The sequence below is a fragment of the Vibrio sp. SCSIO 43137 genome (assembly GCF_028201475.1).
Taxonomy (GTDB): Bacteria; Pseudomonadota; Gammaproteobacteria; order Enterobacterales; family Vibrionaceae; genus Vibrio.
Map to the genome: position 1 here is coordinate 1,068,008 of NZ_CP116384.1, position 18,283 is coordinate 1,086,290.

At 47.4% G+C, this 18,283-nt stretch carries 16 protein-coding genes; 5 read left to right on the forward strand and 11 right to left on the reverse strand.

Annotated elements, in window-relative coordinates:
• Window positions 1-322: 322 nt before the first annotated feature.
• Both PK654_RS20725 and PK654_RS20730 read left to right on the forward strand, forming a co-directional pair.
• A complete protein-coding gene (locus PK654_RS20725) occupies window positions 323-2,290 on the forward strand; it encodes an EAL domain-containing protein (RefSeq protein WP_271699290.1) in 1,968 nt (655 codons plus the stop codon).
• A 154-nt stretch (window positions 2,291-2,444) separates the two neighbouring features.
• Window positions 2,445-2,702, forward strand: a complete 258-nt coding sequence (locus PK654_RS20730; protein ID WP_271699291.1) for a SemiSWEET transporter — start codon at window positions 2,445-2,447, stop codon at window positions 2,700-2,702.
• 95 nt (window positions 2,703-2,797) lie between these two features.
• On the opposite strand, the gene PK654_RS20735 is transcribed toward PK654_RS20730, so the two are convergent.
• From PK654_RS20735 to PK654_RS20760, 6 genes are all read right to left on the reverse strand, one after another.
• Window positions 2,798-3,349 carry a DUF1097 domain-containing protein gene (locus tag PK654_RS20735; protein ID WP_271699293.1) on the reverse strand — a complete coding sequence of 184 codons (552 nt, stop codon included), beginning with the start codon at window positions 3,347-3,349 and terminating at the stop codon, window positions 2,798-2,800.
• 18 nt (window positions 3,350-3,367) lie between these two features.
• Window positions 3,368-4,252: a 3-hydroxy-5-phosphonooxypentane-2,4-dione thiolase gene (gene lsrF, locus PK654_RS20740; protein ID WP_271699295.1), complete on the reverse strand. Its 885-nt coding sequence runs from the start codon at window positions 4,250-4,252 to the stop codon at window positions 3,368-3,370.
• 10 nt (window positions 4,253-4,262) lie between these two features.
• On the reverse strand, window positions 4,263-4,901 hold the full coding sequence (locus PK654_RS20745) for a DAK2 domain-containing protein (protein ID WP_271699296.1): 639 nt from the start codon (window positions 4,899-4,901) through the stop codon (window positions 4,263-4,265).
• Between the two features lie 110 nt (window positions 4,902-5,011).
• Entirely contained in the window at window positions 5,012-6,007 is a 996-nt protein-coding gene (locus tag PK654_RS20750) for a dihydroxyacetone kinase subunit DhaK (RefSeq protein WP_271699298.1), read from the reverse strand.
• A 53-nt stretch (window positions 6,008-6,060) separates the two neighbouring features.
• Window positions 6,061-6,375, reverse strand: a complete 315-nt coding sequence (locus tag PK654_RS20755) for a hypothetical protein (RefSeq protein ID WP_271699299.1) — start codon at window positions 6,373-6,375, stop codon at window positions 6,061-6,063.
• A gap of 317 nt (window positions 6,376-6,692) precedes the next feature.
• Window positions 6,693-7,055: a helix-turn-helix domain-containing protein gene (locus tag PK654_RS20760; RefSeq protein ID WP_271699300.1), complete on the reverse strand. Its 363-nt coding sequence runs from the start codon at window positions 7,053-7,055 to the stop codon at window positions 6,693-6,695.
• A 228-nt stretch (window positions 7,056-7,283) separates the two neighbouring features.
• On the opposite strand from PK654_RS20760, the gene PK654_RS20765 reads away from it, so the two are divergent.
• From PK654_RS20765 to PK654_RS20775, 3 genes are all read left to right on the forward strand, one after another.
• Complete coding sequence (locus PK654_RS20765) at window positions 7,284-8,777, forward strand: Lcl domain-containing protein (RefSeq protein ID WP_271699301.1); 1,494 nt, start codon at window positions 7,284-7,286, stop codon at window positions 8,775-8,777.
• 225 nt (window positions 8,778-9,002) lie between these two features.
• The gene (locus PK654_RS20770; RefSeq protein ID WP_271699302.1) at window positions 9,003-9,779 is read left to right on the forward strand and encodes a substrate-binding periplasmic protein; all 777 of its coding nucleotides are present in this window, start codon (window positions 9,003-9,005) and stop codon (window positions 9,777-9,779) included.
• A gap of 2 nt (window positions 9,780-9,781) precedes the next feature.
• Complete coding sequence (locus PK654_RS20775) at window positions 9,782-10,537, forward strand: substrate-binding periplasmic protein (protein ID WP_271699303.1); 756 nt, start codon at window positions 9,782-9,784, stop codon at window positions 10,535-10,537.
• Here the strand turns inward: PK654_RS20775 and PK654_RS20780 are convergent.
• The 5 genes from PK654_RS20780 to PK654_RS20800 are packed head-to-tail and all read right to left on the reverse strand — an operon-like array spanning window position 10,527 to window position 18,240.
• Complete coding sequence (locus PK654_RS20780; RefSeq protein ID WP_271699304.1) at window positions 10,527-11,780, reverse strand: sensor histidine kinase; 1,254 nt, start codon at window positions 11,778-11,780, stop codon at window positions 10,527-10,529. The two genes, PK654_RS20775 and PK654_RS20780, sit on opposite strands and share 11 nt — an antisense overlap.
• Before the next feature lie 3 nt (window positions 11,781-11,783).
• Complete coding sequence (locus PK654_RS20785) at window positions 11,784-12,458, reverse strand: response regulator transcription factor (RefSeq protein WP_271699305.1); 675 nt, start codon at window positions 12,456-12,458, stop codon at window positions 11,784-11,786.
• A 45-nt stretch (window positions 12,459-12,503) separates the two neighbouring features.
• Window positions 12,504-15,665, reverse strand: coding sequence for an efflux RND transporter permease subunit (locus tag PK654_RS20790; RefSeq protein ID WP_271699306.1), 3,162 nt, complete (start codon window positions 15,663-15,665; stop codon window positions 12,504-12,506).
• Window positions 15,662-16,852: an efflux RND transporter periplasmic adaptor subunit gene (locus PK654_RS20795; protein WP_271699307.1), complete on the reverse strand. Its 1,191-nt coding sequence runs from the start codon at window positions 16,850-16,852 to the stop codon at window positions 15,662-15,664. The genes PK654_RS20790 and PK654_RS20795 overlap by 4 nt, the downstream gene beginning before the upstream one ends.
• Window positions 16,849-18,240 (reverse strand): TolC family protein, encoded by a 1,392-nt coding sequence (locus PK654_RS20800; RefSeq protein WP_271699308.1) that lies wholly within the window; start codon window positions 18,238-18,240, stop codon window positions 16,849-16,851. Before PK654_RS20800 ends, PK654_RS20795 begins: the two co-directional genes overlap by 4 nt.
• Window positions 18,241-18,283: the final 43 nt, after the last annotated feature.

Sequence of the window (18,283 nt, forward strand, 5' to 3'; positions counted from 1 at the left end):
ACTAGGCATACTCCACTACAAAAAGGGGGACAAAACCAACCAATCCTACTGAGATCAAAATTCTATAAAAATGAGCTAATAATATAATAAATAACTTAAAGTATCGGTGCTCTTATGCCGATAACAAGGCATTGTTTCTCGCTTGCGGACAACGGCCATATTGTAAAGCTTTGAGTTATATCAACGAGTTATCAATAATTGATGCAAGCTATGCATTTTAGCCGTCCAATAGCTATACTAAATACCATAATTTGCTAGTATGAGAGCCTTTTCAAATATTAACTATTACAGCTCACCGGAACGAACATCAGGTAGCCAGGAAATGCATGCAAACCTAGACAAGCTTCAAACTGCCGTTTGGATTTATGACTTTGATAATTTTCGTATTATTTGGGCTAACTCCGCTGCGGTTTCATTCTGGGGTTGCCCCGATCTGGACTCTCTTTTACAACGGGATCTTTCCGGTTCATCCCATGCTGTAAAACAAGCACTTCTCACCTATAAAGAGGGCTTTAAACACAACAAGGTCTATCAGGAAAACTGGCAATTTACCCCCAATGATCAAGAAGTCGAAGCCTTTTGTCAGTATTCCGGCGTTATGCTGGACGACGGGAGAACCGGCATGTTGGTTGAAGCTATACGAATCGACGAGGTATTTTCAAAATACTCCATCAATAACAGCCTGATTATCTCAAGTTACACAGAAAGCGGAGACTTTATCAGCGGCAATCCGCCATTTGTAAAAGAGTATGGCGACAATGTCAGCAATCTTCAGGATCTGATAATAAATGCTGAGTGCTGCAATAAAGTGTTTAGTACAGTAAATCAGGACAAAGAGTTCGATGACGACGTGTTGCTTAACAGTGCCAGCGGAGAGCAATGGTACAGGCTCAACGCAACTCCTGCGGTCGACGCAAACGGAACCCGAACCATACTCCTGCATCACCATAATATTAACGAACGCAAAAACATCGAGCTATCGCTGCAAAAACAAGCTTCTACCGATCCCTTAACTAAGTTACTCAACCGGCGAGGACTGAATCAGGTTCTGCAACAGGCGATAGAGAGTCCGGCAGAGGGCAATATTCAGCCCTTTACCCTGCTTTATATTGATCTGGACGGTTTTAAGTTGATCAATGACGCCTATGGTCATAGCACAGGTGACAAACTACTCATTGAGGTGGCAGAGCGCCTTAGCCGCTATACAAATAACCGCCGTCTGCTGACCCGCTTCGGCGGAGATGAATTTATTCTCTATATTGCAGACAGTTGCTGTGGTGACGATATCAAACAGCTTAGCCGCGATATTATCAGAGATCTCTCCAGTCCTTTTACCGGAGTATCGATTAACACCATATCTGCCAGTATCGGCAGCGTCTGTTACCCCAAAGATGCCGGCAGCGTCGACCAACTTATCAGCCGGGCAGATGCCGCTATGTATCAGGCCAAACAGACCGGCAAGAAGAAATGTGTTATTTATCAGCAGGGAATGGAACTGGGGCTGAAACGGGCCAGCGATATTTCCGGCAAGCTTGCCGATGCAATCAGACAAAACCAGCTTTGCGTCTACTATCAGCCCATTATTGATAAAAGCAGAGGGGAGCTGGTCTCTTTTGAAGCTCTGCTACGCTGGCAGGATAATGATCTGGGCTTTGTCAATCCGGAAGAGATTATCCGTATTGCTGAAAATACCGGCATGATACAACTTCTAGAACAGTGGGTTCTGCAGCAGGCGTTAACGGATTTATGTGTACTGCGACAGATGTTTGAGCAGAAGCTGACCATCGCAGTAAATATGTCCGGCATGCACCTGAACAAAAGCGGAGTTGCTGATCAGGTCGTTGCGTTAATATCCCGCCTTGGTCTGGAGCCTTCAGATCTGACCATCGAACTGACCGAAAATGTGCTGGTAGACAATCTGGAAAACGACACCTGTCAGGCTCAGGAGCTTGCCCGTCGCGGAGTGAAAGTAAGCATTGACGATTTTGGTACCGGATATTCGTCTCTTGCCTACCTCCACCTTATTCCCGCAACCACACTTAAAGTAGACAGAATGTTTACTGAAAATGCACAACAGCATAAGGTAACCCTTGAGTGTATCCGTACCTTATCCAATGCATTTAATATACGCTGCCTGATAGAGGGTATCGAAACCATAGAGCAGTCGGACCTTCTGCATGAGCTGGGCTTTCAACTTCAGCAAGGCTATCTGTTTGGCAAACCTCAGCCCCTTGATTACTATCAGCTGGAAGCCAATGTGCTTAAGCTTAAAACCGCCAGTATGATATAAACTGCCACTGTTTATAAACACTGAAACCGGTTCAGATTAGTCGCTAATCTGAACCGGCTGAAATATTTGTTTAGAAAAACATCAGAAAAGCCATTGCGTGATTGAGATCACATCAATATAATGCCCCCATCTTATACATTTCAGGAGTTTTTTAGTGGAACACATAGGCTTTCTTGCAGCTTTTCTGACAACCGTTTCTTTCCTTCCTCAGGTAATTCAGGTAGTAAAAACCAAAGAAACTAAAGGTATTTCATTAAGCATGTATGTTATTTTCGTGCTTGGCGTTGCAAGCTGGTTAGGTTACGGGATTTCTGTTTCTGACCGCCCTATGATTATCGCTAACTCCATTACTCTTGCGCTGGCCTCCCTGATCCTCGCTTATAAGGTTAAGTCGGTTATCCGCCCCGAGTAACTGCTATACCGCTAAGTAACAGCGACTATTTCGATAGACAGAATATAGAAAGCGCAGCCCTATTCAGGCTGCGCTTTTGTTTATCACCGGCAAAACTAGTGAGGGATATGTTCGCCGCTATGCTCATGCTGCTGTTGCTCAACATAGGCTTCATAACGCCCTCTGAGGCTAACCGTCATCCAGCCATATACTAAACCAATCAGGCAGTAGATTAGTTCAGTCACCGTTGCCGTTACATAGGTCGCGCCAGACACATAAGACATAAAGCCAAAGAAGGTACCGGCACCGACAAACAGAGCCGGAACAAAGTCAAACGGTGGCAGCCTTTCTAAGCAGATACATGGAACCACCACGACAAAGATGGCAAGGGGGAAGGCAAAAAAGCCCGCACCGGATAACGCGCCACCCAGCTCCATAATGGCTACCGAAGCGATAATACCGGCAATGTATCCGAATAAGGTTTTTTTGCCGCCTTCTATGGTGCAACCGGCCATAAAATACATGGCCCATGCGATAAAGGCTATCCAGCCAAAGCCGACATTACCTTCTACCGGCATATAACCCGCCAGTAACTGATCGACAATCTGAATGGTTAACGCCAGAAATGCCACGATAACCGGTATAAGGATAAACTGTTGAAATTTCATATCTGTTCCTTAGACACATCAATATGTCTGATGTTTTTCCGTTTGATATAAGTCGAACGCCTGTGCAGGCGTCAATCCGTTATGCACCACGCCACTAATCGCTTTAATCATGCCGACAGGGCTGTCGGACTGGAACACGTTGCGCCCCATATCCACACCTGCCGCACCTGACTGAATCGCTTTGTAGGTCAGTTCAAGAGCCTCGGATTCAGGCAGCTTCTTCCCGCCAGCAACCACAATAGGAACCGGACAGGCTGCAACAACTTTATCGAAGTCATCACAGTAGTAAGTTTTAACAATGTGAGCCCCCAGTTCAGCAATTACACGGGTTGCCAACATAAAGTAGCGCGGTGTCCGTTCCATCTCTTTACCGACAGCTGTCACACCTAAAGTCGGAATACCAAGGCGTGCTCCTGCATCAATGGTGTTCACCATATTTTGCAGGCTGGAGCACTCTCCCTTAGCACCAACAAACACCTGAATAGCCAGACAAGAGGCGTTGATTCTGACCGCATCATCAATGTCCACTCCCACTACCTCATGGCTCATATCCTCTTTAAGCACCGTACTTCCCGCACTGGCTCTTAAGATAACCGGTTTATTATGTATAGGCTGAATCGAACTGCGCAGTGCACCTCGTGTCGCCATTAACGCATCGGCATAAGGCGCCAGAGGCTCAATAGCCAGATCCAACCGTTCTAGGCCTGCTGTCGCTCCCATTATGTAACCGTGGTCAAAGGCCAGCATCACTGTTCTGCCTGACTCCGGCCGGAAAATCCGGCTCAGGCGATCTTTCATTCCCCAGTCAACATGATCCATTCCCTTTACATAGAAGGACTGATTCTGCTGAGGTTTATCCAGACCATAATCTTTTGCCAGCTTCATGCCGTCTTTATCTGCCATTTTCTCTCTCCTAGCCGTTTTGTTTCTGAATTGTTTGATTAAAGGACTCAAATAGAAGCGCCATACTGGTTGCGCCGGGATCAATAAAACCGATTCCTTTATCACCCATATTTTTTGCCCTGCCCCTGACAGGCCGCATAGCGGTTGTCGCTTCAGCCCCTTCTCTTGCAGCCAGTGCAGCCTGCCTGAACATGGCTTCCACAGAAGCCCCTTCCTGCGCTTGCGTTTCAAGGGCATGAATGGCAGGGATTAAAGTATCCAGCATGGTTTTATCACCCTGCTTTGCACCGCTAAACTGAGCCATACGCTCTAACCCGCAGCGAAATGTGGCTGCAATTTGAGAAGGGGAAAGTAGCGGCTGGGATAACCCTTGTGCGATACCGATAAACAAATTACCCACCAGCATTCCGGCCGAGCCGCCATCCTGACTCATAATGGCCCAGCCAAGGTCATCAACCTCTTTCTGCCAGTCTCCGCTCTCTGGCAATGGCATCTGCTGAATGCAGTGACACACCCTGAGCATGGTGGTGCCGTGGTCACCATCACCTGTCTTACCGTCCAGTTCATTCAGGTAAGCCACATTGGATTCAATATGCTCCGCCGCATCAGACAACATGGCGAACAGCAACTGCCGATTGAATTCCGTCATAATAATTCTCCGGTTTCAGGCAAAACGAAGCCCTGCTTCAGCATCTCTGCGAAGCCTGTGCTATTCATTTTGCGATTGCCCGGCCTGCGCACTGGCAGGCCGGATTGGAACTACTGCTGAGTCCAGTAAGGCGTGTTACAAGGCTTGTCCCAGTAAGAGAGAGTTTCCTGATCAAACTTACCGATACACATCTGGAATCCGGCCATCTCCTGAACGGTTAACACCTCTTCCACTTTAGAGCGTGCAACGGTGACCTGTTTCTCTTCCAGCGCCAGATGACACGCTCTGGCGACAATAAACATCTCCATCAAGGTAGTGGCACCGGAGCCGTTAATCATCAGCATCAGATCATCTCCGCCCTGAATTTCAAGAGCTTTGCTAAGCTGAGACAGCATAATATTGGCGGTGTCATCCGCGGTCTGGATCTTCATCCGGCCACCGCCGCCTTCACCGTGCTGCCCCATACCAATTTCCATTTCGTCATCAGCCAGATCACCGATAGCCATGCCAGACTGAGGATGAGTGGCATTACTCATAGCGACCGCCAGAGTGGCCATATTCTGATTAAATTTATCAGCAACACGGTAAACTTCGTCCAGAGACAGGCCTGCTTCTGCTGCTGCACCGGCGATTTTATAGACAGGGACACAGCCAGCCAGACCGCGGCGGTCTTTCTTATCAGCTTCCAGTCCGGCACTGATGTCTTCATGGGTCAGCAACATTTTCACTTTAATGCCTTCCCGTTTCGCCATCTCCATAGCCATATTGGCTGCCATCACATCACCTTCGTGATTAAGCACCACAAACAGAATGCCGGCAGGACGCTGAGCCAGTTTCAGTGCTTCAAATACTTTCGGTGCACCAGGTGCAGCAAATATATCGCCTACCACTGAGTAATCGAGCATACCTTCACCCACATAACCGCTAAGCGCAGGCTCATGCCCGGCTCCGCCAAGGGTGACGATAGCCACTTTATTTGGGTCTTTCGGTGTTACACGGGAAACAATTTTGTCTGAGATCACTTTCACTTTTCGCGGGAACGTCATTGCCAGTCCCTGAAGAAGTTCAACCGTGATGTTTTCGCTGTTATTAATAAACTTTTTCATTGTAGGATTCTCTTTTTCACGTAACTGAATATAGGTTTTGCAACTGCGCTGTTCTACAGGAACTGCATCAACTCGACCGGAGCTTCGTCTTCCATAACAAAGGCAATCTTCAGCGTTTCGCTGGCATTAAATGGTTCCAGAAGCACCTTTTTCCCTTTCATTGCCTGTTCAAGATCATCCACTTCATAGGCAACATGAGCGGTATTTTTAAGCTCTTCCGGCATAGGGCTGTCTTGCAGAAAACGTAACCACTCAATGCGGTTTTCGCTTTTCGCAAAGTCAGTGACATATAAGCCGATATCCGGATTAAAAATCTCATCAGCATGCTCAACGGAGGTTGGTATACCAATATGATTAAACTTCTTCATTTCTGACTCCCTGAATTAGATTAGTTTGCTGTTTACGCAATCTAATATAGAAAGCTTTACCTCAAATAAATGCGACAAAGATCACTTCGAAAAAATAACACTAACTAGTTGATTATTAAATAATAATTATTAAGCTAAGCAGCTACTCCATAGCAAGTGCAACAAAATCGAGTTTGCTTTCTTAAAGAGCAAGTGCAACAACTAAAGTAAGGAAATACAAGTAAAGGAAGACAAGTAAGGCAGCAAGTGCAACACTCACCACCGGATGGCATAACGACAAAAACAGGCAAGTGCAACACGTGATCCCTGTTCAGTTTTTAAACAATTTTTTCCACTTCAACTCTAGCAAAAAGCGCATTGGTCTCATCCAGAGTCAGTTCAGGGTGATGATGAAGAACAAACGCCAGACATTGCTCCCGATCCCAGTCGAGACTCAGTAGCTCTCTGGCTAACTCTTCATACTGGCGTTCAACAACCTGCTGGTGAAATTTCTTACGGTAGATGGCCATCCGCTGAGCTAACTGAGGCTCATAGCCGTAGGGGCCGGAGTTTCGGTTCAGCTCCCGGCTTACGGTAGAGCGGTGAACCTGCAATAAACGGGCGATCTCAGACTGAGACTTACCTTCCTTTCGCATCGCCCATATCTGTAGTCTTTTCTCTTCAGTCAGCTGTTTGTACATAATGGCAATTTCCGTTTTGCTGTCAGTTGTTCTATGCTGAGTTTCAAAACTATACAGTGCCCTAAAATCCATTTCTGAACAGTGAAGTGACAGGCATACAGACGCGGTAGTTTATGCAGAAGTTCACATATTCACTCCATCAATATTTACACTCCATTACCACTGTTTTACGAAGCTTTACAATAGAGCAGCTAGAATAACGACAGGTTTTGTAAAGGATACTAACTTATGCGTTTACCTCTGAAAGTAAGAGCCGTTTTTTGCCCCTCTTTACTGTTGATCGCCTGCGCAGCACAGGCTGAAAGCTACAACATAGTAGATACCAATCAGCTAAGCTGTTTCGGTTCTAAGTACGCCTCCTCCTGCCCCACTTCTGACTCCCCTTTTTACGGACAGGACGCTCAATATCAGGGCAACCAACCAACATATAAAGCCAATAGCAACGGAACAGTAACGGATATGGTTACTCAGCTAATGTGGACAGCCAGCAGCGACCTGAATGGTGACGGCAAAATTAACAGCAAAGACAAGCTAAGTTATCAGGATGCCCTTGAATATGCAGAGTCTCTGCGATTTGGCGGATACAGTGACTGGCGTCTTCCAACCATTAAGGAACTCTATTCACTTATTCTGTTTGATGGTCAGGATCCCAGTGGTATCAGTCAGTCCGGAAAGGTAGAACTGATCCCCTTTATCGATACACGCTATTTTGCTGTTAACGGCGGTGACACAGAAGCGGGAGAGCGGCTGATAGACGGTCAGTTTGTCTCTGCTACTAAATATGTCTCTACCACCATGAAGAGGGATGAAACCGTATTTGGCGTCAATTTTATCGACGGCAGAATAAAGGGCTACGGTATGAACCATCCGCGTATTGGTGAAAAAACCTTTTATGTGCTCGTTGTAAGGGGCAACCCTGATTACGGTTTAAACCAGTTTGTTGATAACAGAGACGGAACCATCTCAGACAGAGCAACCGGCTTGCTGTGGCAACAAAATGACAGCCAGACAGCCATGAACTTTTCAGATGCACTGAACTATTGTGAAAACCTCTCTCTGGCCGGTAGTGACCAATGGCGTTTGCCAAATATTAAAGAGCTTCAGTCTATTGTTGATTACTCGCGCTCTCCCGATACCAGCTCGTCCGCAGCAATCGACCCTCTGTTCAGCACCACTAAGATAAAGAATGAAGCCAATAAAACCGACTATGCCAGCTACTGGAGTAGTACCACTCACCAGAACCAGAAAAACGGTATCAAAGCAGCATATATCGCTTTTGGCCGCTCCTTAGGGTATATGAACGGAAGCTGGCTGGATGTACATGGTGCAGGGTCTCAGCGCAGTGATCCGAAATCCGGTAGCGCCTCAAAGTACCCGACCGGCCATGGCCCTCAGGGAGACGCAATACGTATAAACAACATGGTTCGCTGTGTCGCTGATAACAGCCTTTTTGTTCAGCAGCCAACTCAGCAGCAAAGAGAGACTCAAACCTTTATCAGTACCCCTGAGAATGACCGGAAAAACAGCTCCGGCAAACCTCAGTTAAAACAAACCAGCAATAACCGCAGTCAGGGAAACGACCACTTCTCCCGGATGGACAAAAACGGAGACGGCAAACTCTCTAAAAGTGAAGTCAGGGGGCCTTTAGCCAGTGACTTTAGTAGGCTGGATAGAAACGGAGATAACTACCTCAGCAGAGATGAACTGCCTAAACGACGCTAACTTCCTGTCTCTACTCAGAGTTTATCTCGTCCAACAAAGCCGGTTTTTCACTGGCTTTGTTGTTTAATATAAAAAGCCTTCAGAGCCTCAATCAGGCGAAGGGAATCCCTGCACGATATCTGTACTAAACTTAAATCAATTGTTTCGATTCAGTCTGACCATAGGGCGCTTCAATACCGAGGAGTATCGCCATCAGTAACTGAAATAACCTCGTCTGGGTCTGATATGTATAGGTTAGCGGTGTTAATTTCTCTCTTTTTCTCACTGCCTGTTTACTCAGGTCAGTCTGAGCGCCCGCTAAAGCTGGTAACACTGGAGTTCACCCCATATGTCTCATGCAGTGGTGAGGTACCAACCGGCAGCGCCGTTGATATTTCCCGTATGGCCTTAAAAACAACAGGCCACTCTATTGTCGTCGAATGTCTGCCGTGGAAGCGTGGTCTATATATGGTGGAAAACGGTTATGCCGACGGTATTATTATCGGTTTCAAAACACCTGAGAGAGAGGCTTACGGCCTGTTTCCCGACTATCCGATTCAGTACAGCCAATACAAGATATTTGTTAAAAAAGGCCACCACTTTACCTTTAGCGATCTCAATGATCTGGAAGGAAAAATCATTGGCGTTGATGTAGGGCACTCTATTTCACCTGAGTTTGATCAGGCCCTTGCCGAAGGTAAGTTCTCCATTCTGCAAGGGGCGACTTCTGAACAAAACCTCAGGAAACTGGTCGCGGGACGCATTGATGCCTATGTAAATAATGGCGCAGTAACCCAGTATAAAATCAATATTCTCGGCCTGAGCGACCAGATAGAACCCCTGAACAAACCTATTTCAGCCCCTCTACCCTCTTATCTCTGGTTTTCAAAAGCAGCTGACATCCGCGATAAAAATCAGTTTATTGAAACGCTAAATCAGACACTTAAACGTATGTGGTCTAACGGCACCATTGAGAGAATTACCGAAGATTACATTAATCCGATCTCAGATACGGGCAACTAATAATGAGCGGGATTAAAGCATTGTCACTATTACTACTTGGTCTGCTTTTACCCGCCACAGGTCAGGCAAAGGTGTTTGTTGCCACCTCGGATATCTGGGCTCCTTTCTTTATGGAGCAGAAAGGGCATTACTCGGGCATTGGTGTCGATATTCTGCGGGAAGTATTTAAGCGCACCGGAGATCAACTCACCATTAAAGCTCTGCCGATGAGAAGAGCAGAGTGGCTTTTCGAGGAAAACAGTGTTGATCTGATTGTAATGGACTCCCCCTCCTGGAACGACCCTGGTAAAGCCGACACCTATCTGTTCTCTGACACCATACTTAGCGTCAGGGAACATATCTACTTTTCCCGCACCGAAGTCATTCAGGTCAGCCAGCCGGAAGATATGGCGCAGAAAGTTATCGGTACCCGTAAAGGCTACCGTTTCCCTCTGTTTTCTGAAGCTTTCAGCAGCGGATTGGTAACAAGGCATGAAGCAGATAGTGATCTGCTGTTGCTGAAACTGCTTATAGCAAACCGCACTGATGCCATCTTTATGGACTCAGTCGCTTTTGCCTACGCTACCCGAACCTTTAACATCAACCGGGACCTGTTTGTCAGGGGTATGGAGTTAAGCCACGCCGATCTTGGTATCAAGCTTACCGCAGCCAACTCCGCCGCTCTGCCCAGAATCAACAAAGCCATTGCCGAAATGAAACTGGATGGCACTATTGCCAGAATCTGTAATCAATACTTGTCAGAAGAGGCTACAAAGTAAGGGAAACGCTTCTTCCGCCTTCGATATCACTGCTTGAATACTGCCAGCGATACTGTTTTATTAGTTTTTCCGTTAACTGAAGCCCCAGCCCGAACCCAAGCTCTTCCCGGCTCTCCTGCCCTTTACTATTTTGGTTCACAATCTGAATAACCCTACCTTTTTGCTCAATAGATACCTTTCCTTCAGCGGTATGTTGAAAGGCGTTTCGGATCAGGTTAGCAATCACTATCCTGCAGAGCATGGCCGGCAACTCAAACTCCTGCCCATCCGTTGATATTTCGACTTCTACCTTTTTGCCGATGCGCAGGTAGTCCAGTTCATGTGTCAGTTGCTCCACCAGACTCGCCAGATTAACCTGCTCCTGCGGCAGAGATTTACCTTCGCTTCTGGTTAACCAGAGCAAGGTTTCCGTTAAATCTGTCATGGTAATGCTGGCTCTGTGAATTCGCTCCACCACTTCCTGCTGTTTTTCAGGATTTTTTTGGGCCTTAATTAGCTTGTTTAGTAGCTCGGAGTTGGTTCTGGTTACCGCTATCGGGGTACGTAACTCATGGCTGGCATAGCTTAAAAACTGTTGTTCTCTGTCCAGACTTTCCTGCACCGAAAGCAGGCTGCTTTGAGCTAACGATGCTAACGTGTTCAACTCAGCATAGTTGAAGTCAGGAGGCGGATTTTTTAGGTTTTCAGAATTTAGCTCTTTCGTCCACACTTTCAACCGTTCGATAGGCTCAGCTATTTTACGAATCAAAAAGAAAACCACCACACTAAACACCAATATGCCAAGCGCCCCATAAAACATCAGTTGAACATGATGTGATGTATTTAGGTCTTTAAAGTTTTCAATATCCTCACTCAACACCTCTTTGGCCAGAAAACGCACTTCACCACTTTTATTCATAGTTTTTATAGCAAACACGGCGCTTTTGGGCCGGTTAAGAAAACTCTTTTCCTCAATACGGGCGTACAGCTTAAACAGCCTTTCCGGCTCAGCTTGAAATTTCACCCTGATACGCTCGGGAATATCCTGCCAGCGGCTTGCTATGGTAAGCGTTAACCCTTTGATCGGCTTTCCATCTTCCACACCAACAGCCTGAGTGGCATCCAGCATGGATTGCCGGGTAGCAATCTTAAGGCCGTCTACAAAATAGTTTGCTGACAGAATCGAAAAAGCAATGATGGTGACACTGCCGACAATAAGCAGTGAAACCAGAAAATAGATACGAAGGCTGGGCCTGATTTTCATCGCTTACTTAATCTCCTTCAGAGCAAATCCTCGCCCCTGTATAGTGTGCAAAAGCTTCTGTTCATAATCGCCATCGAGCTGTTTGCGCAGGTTAAACATATGCACTTTCAGGCTATTGCTGTCCGGCTGTTCATCCCCCCAGACACCCTGCATAATTTTTTCCCGCGAAACCGTATGAGGGCTGTTACGCATCAGAACTTCCAGAATCTTGATCGCGGTCGGTGACAGAGTCAGTGGCTGACCGCCCCTGAACACCTGTTTCTGGGTAATATCCAGCTCAATATCTGCCACTTTCAGCTTCGCTGTCTGTCCACTGCGCCGTTTTGCCAGCACCTGAACACGGACAATCAGTTCCTCCATAGCAAAAGGTTTCACCAGATAATCATCAGCACCGGTTGAAAAACCGACCAACTTGTCGTTCAGGGTATCTCTGGCCGTCAGCATAAGTACCGGTACATCTATCCCCTGCTCCCGAAGTGATTCACACACCTTTAACCCGTTCATTTTTGGCAGGTTCAAATCCAGAATTACCGCATCATAAAGGTTGCTTTCAATCAGGTTCAGACCTGCCACACCATTTGCCGCGTGATCACACTGAATATCTTCCAGTTCAAAGTAATCGACAATGGCTTTAGCCAGATCGATATCATCCTCAACCAAGAGTAGGCTTAACTTCATTGTGCTCCCCTTTCCGGAGCTGCTACGCTCCGGGCAATTTGATTCTTATTGTAGTACAGGCGCCGTTTTCGCTGAGAACTTTGCTCTGATTTTTGAAGGTAGCGCTTTGATTTCACACTGAATTAGCAACAAAGAAGGTGTAAGTATCAAAGTTATCACACTCGCAAACAGAATACCGTAACCTAATGACGCAGCAGCCGGTATCAGGAACTGAGCCTGAAGGGAGGTTTCCGACAGAAGCGGAACCAAGCCGGCAAAGGTTGTCACGGAAGTAAGCACCACGGCTCTTAACCGGCCAGTACAAGCTTCCACTATGGCGTCGTGCAGACTGAGCTTTTTCTCTTTGATCAGATCATTAAACCTTGAAACCAACAGCAGGCTGTCATTGACCACCACACCAGACAGGGCAAGGATTCCGTTCAGGGACAAAATACTGACCGTCAGGTCGTTACCCCAGTGTCCCAGTATGGCACCCACAATTCCGAATGGGATTGCCGTCATAATGATTACCGGCTGAATATAAGACTTAAGCGGTATCGCCAGAAGAACGTAAATGGCGATAAGTGCCAGACCAGCCATATGCATCATTGATTCCATTGTTTCTGCCTGCTGTTCCGCCTCTCCGGCAAAATCCACTACCAGCCCAGGATACTGGGCCAGAAGATTAGGTACCACCTCCGCTTCCATCTTCGCCACCAGCTGTGCCGGTGCTATGATGTCTTTATCTACCGAAGCCGTGATATACACTGCGCGCTGGCTGTCAATACGGGTCACCTCAGACTGCTGAAACTCGGTAAAGACCTCTGCCACTGTGCTTAACGGTACAACCGTACCATCTGCAGTCCGTATATTGGCCATTTTGATGTCTGCCAGTGTCTGCCTCTGTTCCTGAGGGTAGCGTACTTTAACGGCAACTTCGCTTTTGTTGCGCTGGAATTTCTGAACCGAACCGGCACCAAATGACTGAAGTATCTGGCCAGACAGGCTGGCCGTATCCAGACCAAGTGCCCTTCCCTGCTCTGTCAGTTCAAAACGGTACTGAGGTTCACCGGGGTCAAGATTATCGTCCAGACCACTTACCCCCTGAACTTGCTGCAACTGCTGCTTAAATGCATTACCAGCAGCGACTACCGTCGTTTCATCCCATGCTTTAAGTTCTACCTTAAAGTTGTCCACCATTCTGTTCTGCGACTGAATATCCAGCTTTTTAGTCCCTTCCAGCTCTCCGCTCAGTTCAGTCCACAAAGTGGCAAATTGCTTAGATGAATAGACAGAGTCGCTGTCCAGTTCAATGGTCACCGTTCCTGAATCATCCGCTTCTGAAAGCACCTGCAGACTAAGAATTTCGCTCTCGCTATCCGCCGCCAGTTCTTCTCTCAGTTTTTTATCTGCATCATAGGCAGCGGACTCAAGCAGAAGCAGGTTGCTTCTGGTCTGGCCGAAACTGCTGTCGTTTTGCATGCTCATACTGGCTAAGACAGTATCTCCCGGCATTTCAGGGAAGAAAGCCACTTTAACCGCACCACTCATCGGCATACCAGCAACCAGCACAAACAGCGACAAAAACAGCAGGATCACAGCGTAACGAAAGCGCAAAGCCACCTCGATAATACGGCGGTAAATCACTCTGCTAAACCATTGCAGGCCGCTGTCAGCGCCATGCTGAATCTTGGCCCACAGACCTTTAGGCTGATTGCGGCTTGTATCAATATGAGCCAGATGACAAGGCAGGATTAACTTGGATTCCACCATTGAAAGCATCAGGGCAACGGCTACTACAGTAGCAAACTGGGCGTATATCTGCCCGAGAGTACCAGTAACATTAGAGAGAGCGACAAAAGCAGCAACCGTGGTTAATACACCAAACATGGTCGGAACGGCCACTTTCAGGGTGCCATTGATGGTACTGTTAATGCTGTCACCCAGCTGTTTACGGGTAGTATAGATACTTTCACCCACCACAACGGCATCATCCACCACTATCCCCAGCGCCATAACAAAACCAAAAGTGGTTAACTCATTGATGGTCAGCCCTAAAAAGCTCTCTCCCATAAAGAACATGGTGCCAAGGAAAACAAAAGGGATCCCTGCCGCTACCCAGAGCGCCACACGCACATTCAGAAATAGCGCTAATACAACGAACACTAATGCAATACCGGTTAAGGCATTTTTTGACAGCAGAGAAAGACGGTCTGATATGACGTTACTTTGGTCATACCATGTATCGATAGAGACGTTATCCGGCAGGATATTGCTGTTTCTCCACTGCTCAACAACCCCTTTGGCCTGCTCAACAACGTCAATAACATCACCGTACTCATCCATCACAATCTGTATCGCCATGGCATTCTGCTGTTGATAGCGCGACAGACTGAAAGTATCGTCGTCCAGCTTCTCTTCTATTTTGGCCACATCGCCGAGACGAACAGTAGAGCCATCCGCCTGTGTGATTAAAGGGATAGAACGGAACTGTTCCACTTCATAAGCCTGCTCAGTGGTTTTAAGTCGAACCACCTTATCCCCGTTACGCAAACTGGTGGACATTGCGGTGGAAGATTCAGCATTGATTACCGAAGAGATATCAGACATGGTCAGGCCATAGGTCTGTAACTTAAACTCATCCAGCTCAACAGAGATTATCGGGTCGGCTTTGGCCTTTATGGTCAAATCCCGGATAGCAGACTGTGACAGCAGATCCGATTTCAGCTGCTCAGCCAAATCCTGAAGTACCTGTTCATCAGCTTCTCCGTACAGCTGAACCCAGATTGCGTGATCCTGCCTTTGCGCTTTATCGATAACCGGTCTGTCGGCGTCAGATGGCAAATTACTGATGGCGTCGACCTTGGTCTTAACGTCACTGAGCAGGGTATCCAGATCATACTCTGTCTCTTTTTCAATAGTGATCCGGCTGCCGGTGGCGTTAGAGGTTGAGGTAATTCTTTTAATACCGGCAACCGTCTCCAGGGCATCTTCTATTTTAATAGTGACCCCTTCTTCAGCCTGCTGCGCATCGCCGCTGTCATAAGAGACCGATACGGTTACCCTGTTAGGTTCAATACTGGGAAAGCCTTCCTTACGTAGCCCCACAAGGGCTGAAATACCCAGAATTAACACTGAGATCAACAGTAAGTTAGCGGCTACTGAGTTTTTAGCGAACCATGCAATGATGCCGGTCGGATTCTCTCCGGCAGGTACTTGTCTGCTCATGACTGCCCCTCAGTTTTCGCTGCAACCAACATATTAGCCTTGTAACTATTAAGTGGTCTCTTCACTACTAAGCTTTTTTCAGAACTCAATGGAGAGATATATACGTAATCACCTGATGAGAACTGAGTCTGCACCGGGTAACTATGTAGCAGTCCAGCGTTATCTACCATCCAAATCTCGCCCTGCTGAGAGATAGCAGAAGCCGGTAACTTCCACAAACTGTTCTTTTCTGAGCCGCTGATATCTGCCCTTACAAAAGAGCCCGGGTAAAGATCCGTGCTCTGCTCAAGGGGCTTATCCACCACAACCCACAGAGAACGTTGCCTTGTCGAGCTATTCAGGTGTTGCTCTACTCTGCGGATATATCCTGTCCAGCCAGACTGGCCGTCAGAACTGGTTAGGGATACAGGCCACTGATTTGGGTTTTCTGCCAGTTGTTCATTGTCCAGATTAGGCAGATTCCCCCACTGGCTCTGAGAGAGTGGGATCTTGATTTCCATCTCTTCAACACTATACAAGGTGGCAACGGTTCCACCTGTTTGCAGATAACTGCCCGGAGCAATATCCCGGCTGACAATCAAGGCATCAAACGGCGCCCGGATTTGGGTATGACTGAGATCTTCTTTCGCTTTGATCTGCGCCTTTTGCGCATTTTCCAGCGCTTTTTTCGCCTTAATTAACTGAGGTTCACGTAGCACCAAAGCCGATGCCGGCTCACCTTTTATCCCCGATTTTTCCCATTCAGATTTGGCCTGAGTACCCTGCCGTTCCTCTTCCAGCAAAGCCAGTTTTGCCTGAGCAAGGTTACTTTCTGCTTCCGCCAGAGCCTGTTCATAAGGTGCGGTGTCAATGCTGGCCAAAACCGTGCCTTTTTTAACTACCTGACCCGATTCAAACTGGCTGTTTACACTGTTAACTCTACCGTTAACTTCCGATGAAAAAGTAAGCTCAAAGCGCGATCGCGCTTCGCCGTAACCAGTAACATGTGCACGGTAACTACCAGCGGTCACCTCGATAACTTCTACCTGTTGTAACGTTACTGCGGGAGCATTGGTTTTCTGTTCCGCCTGAATCCGGCTCTCTTGCTCTTTCTGAGCTTCAATCTGAGAGCCGTTAAATGCCGCTGCAGCAAAGATGGAAGCGGCAGAAACTGCTGTTACGGCAATGGTAATTAAATGTTTTTTCATGAGGATGCTCCAAGGCCAAGTGCCAGCCCTAGATCGATTCGGTTACTAAGGCGGTTGTAAGTCATTTGTGTCAGCTGCGACTCAAGGTCAAAGGTTTTTTGCTGTGCGGTAAGTAAATCAAATATGGTTGCAAGCCCCTGCCGGTACTTCTCTTCGTAGGTCACTGAGCTACGTTTAGCACTGGCCAGAGCGTCCCTGATATGGGACTGCTGCCGTTGCAGGGATTTTTCCTGTCCGAGAGCGTTTTCTACTTCATTAACCGCCGTCAGGAGGGTCTCCTGATAAGTCCAGTAGCTTTTTTCTGTGGTCAGTTGGGCTATTTCTGCCTGAGAACGGAGTTTGTCTCCCTGAAACAGCGGGGCAGATATACTGCCAAGCAGGCTCCACAACGGGCTGGCAAATAGGGCTTGCGATGGTGTATCTGCCACATCCGATAAGGAAGCGGACAGATTGATACTCAGCAACATGGCTTTATAGGCTGCGTCGGTACGTAACGCTTCCGCTTCAATGTTGTAGAAAGCGGCCCGCAAGTCCGGCCGTCTTTGCAGATTCTGCGATTGCATCTCATCCAGCGGATAGATTACCTGAGGAAACTCGCTGCTGATTTCCGGAAACGGCATAGGTTCGCTACTTATCTGACCCAGTTGCATCATCAGGCTACGGCGGCTCTTCGCCAACTGCTCGCTATAGTCCGCCACCGTTGCACTGCTCGAAGCGCTACTCGATTTGGCACTGTCCAGATCTTCCAGATTATCCAGGCCGGCACGATAACGCTGCAGGATCAGGCTTTCGTTATCTTTTAATATAGCGAGACGCTTCTGCTCAATAGCCAGCAGTTGTTGCTTCAGGCTGATATCCAGCCAGCCACGCATAATATTGGCCGCCAGTAAATCCTTAGCCGCCTGAAGATTAGCAGTACTGGCTGCCACATCCTTTAGTGCTGCGTTGTTACTGTCATCCAGCCTCTGCCATAAGTCCAGTTCCCAGCTCACAGTAAGATCAGCGTTATAGCTCTCATCACTGTTCTCTTTTGCTGTTCCGCTAAAAGATGCGCTTGCAGACGGAATACGGGCAGCATATGAGATATCCTGCTGCTCATAAGCAATTTTCAGGGCAACCACACTCTGCTGCAGGCCGGGATTGCTGTTCATTGCAGTAGCAATCAACTTATCCAATTCTGAAATTCCGATAAGATCCGTTAATAAAACGGCAGGCTGCTCAACGGCATTAGCGGGAAGATTAAGCTCACGCTGCATCACCATATTGGTGACGCTTAGTGACTCTTCCGCCTGTGTGGTAAAAGAGAGCTCTGATGTAGTACTGCAACCTAACAGGCCGCTCACCAGCACAGAGATTAAGGTATATCGTATTGAACGATGGGGCTTCATGGTAAACACCTCCGAAATTGATAACACGATGCTATCAATCCGA

What these genes read in the sequence shown, in the direction of transcription:
- PK654_RS20755 (WP_271699299.1), bottom strand. Translation starts at nt 6,375, where the DNA reads ATGAAGAAGTTTAATCATATTGGTATACCAACCTCCGTTGAGCATGCT.
- PK654_RS20770 (WP_271699302.1), top strand. Translation starts at nt 9,003, where the DNA reads ATGTATAGGTTAGCGGTGTTAATTTCTCTCTTTTTCTCACTGCCTGTT.
- PK654_RS20800 (WP_271699308.1), bottom strand. Translation starts at nt 18,240, where the DNA reads ATGAAGCCCCATCGTTCAATACGATATACCTTAATCTCTGTGCTGGTG.
- PK654_RS20790 (WP_271699306.1), bottom strand. Translation starts at nt 15,665, where the DNA reads ATGAGCAGACAAGTACCTGCCGGAGAGAATCCGACCGGCATCATTGCA.
- PK654_RS20780 (WP_271699304.1), bottom strand. Translation starts at nt 11,780, where the DNA reads ATGAAAATCAGGCCCAGCCTTCGTATCTATTTTCTGGTTTCACTGCTT.
- PK654_RS20760 (WP_271699300.1), bottom strand. Translation starts at nt 7,055, where the DNA reads ATGTACAAACAGCTGACTGAAGAGAAAAGACTACAGATATGGGCGATG.
- lsrF (WP_271699295.1), bottom strand. Translation starts at nt 4,252, where the DNA reads ATGGCAGATAAAGACGGCATGAAGCTGGCAAAAGATTATGGTCTGGAT.
- PK654_RS20785 (WP_271699305.1), bottom strand. Translation starts at nt 12,458, where the DNA reads ATGAAGTTAAGCCTACTCTTGGTTGAGGATGATATCGATCTGGCTAAA.
- PK654_RS20725 (WP_271699290.1), top strand. Translation starts at nt 323, where the DNA reads ATGCATGCAAACCTAGACAAGCTTCAAACTGCCGTTTGGATTTATGAC.
- PK654_RS20795 (WP_271699307.1), bottom strand. Translation starts at nt 16,852, where the DNA reads ATGAAAAAACATTTAATTACCATTGCCGTAACAGCAGTTTCTGCCGCT.
- PK654_RS20775 (WP_271699303.1), top strand. Translation starts at nt 9,782, where the DNA reads ATGAGCGGGATTAAAGCATTGTCACTATTACTACTTGGTCTGCTTTTA.
- PK654_RS20765 (WP_271699301.1), top strand. Translation starts at nt 7,284, where the DNA reads ATGCGTTTACCTCTGAAAGTAAGAGCCGTTTTTTGCCCCTCTTTACTG.
- PK654_RS20745 (WP_271699296.1), bottom strand. Translation starts at nt 4,901, where the DNA reads ATGACGGAATTCAATCGGCAGTTGCTGTTCGCCATGTTGTCTGATGCG.
- PK654_RS20735 (WP_271699293.1), bottom strand. Translation starts at nt 3,349, where the DNA reads ATGAAATTTCAACAGTTTATCCTTATACCGGTTATCGTGGCATTTCTG.
- PK654_RS20750 (WP_271699298.1), bottom strand. Translation starts at nt 6,007, where the DNA reads ATGAAAAAGTTTATTAATAACAGCGAAAACATCACGGTTGAACTTCTT.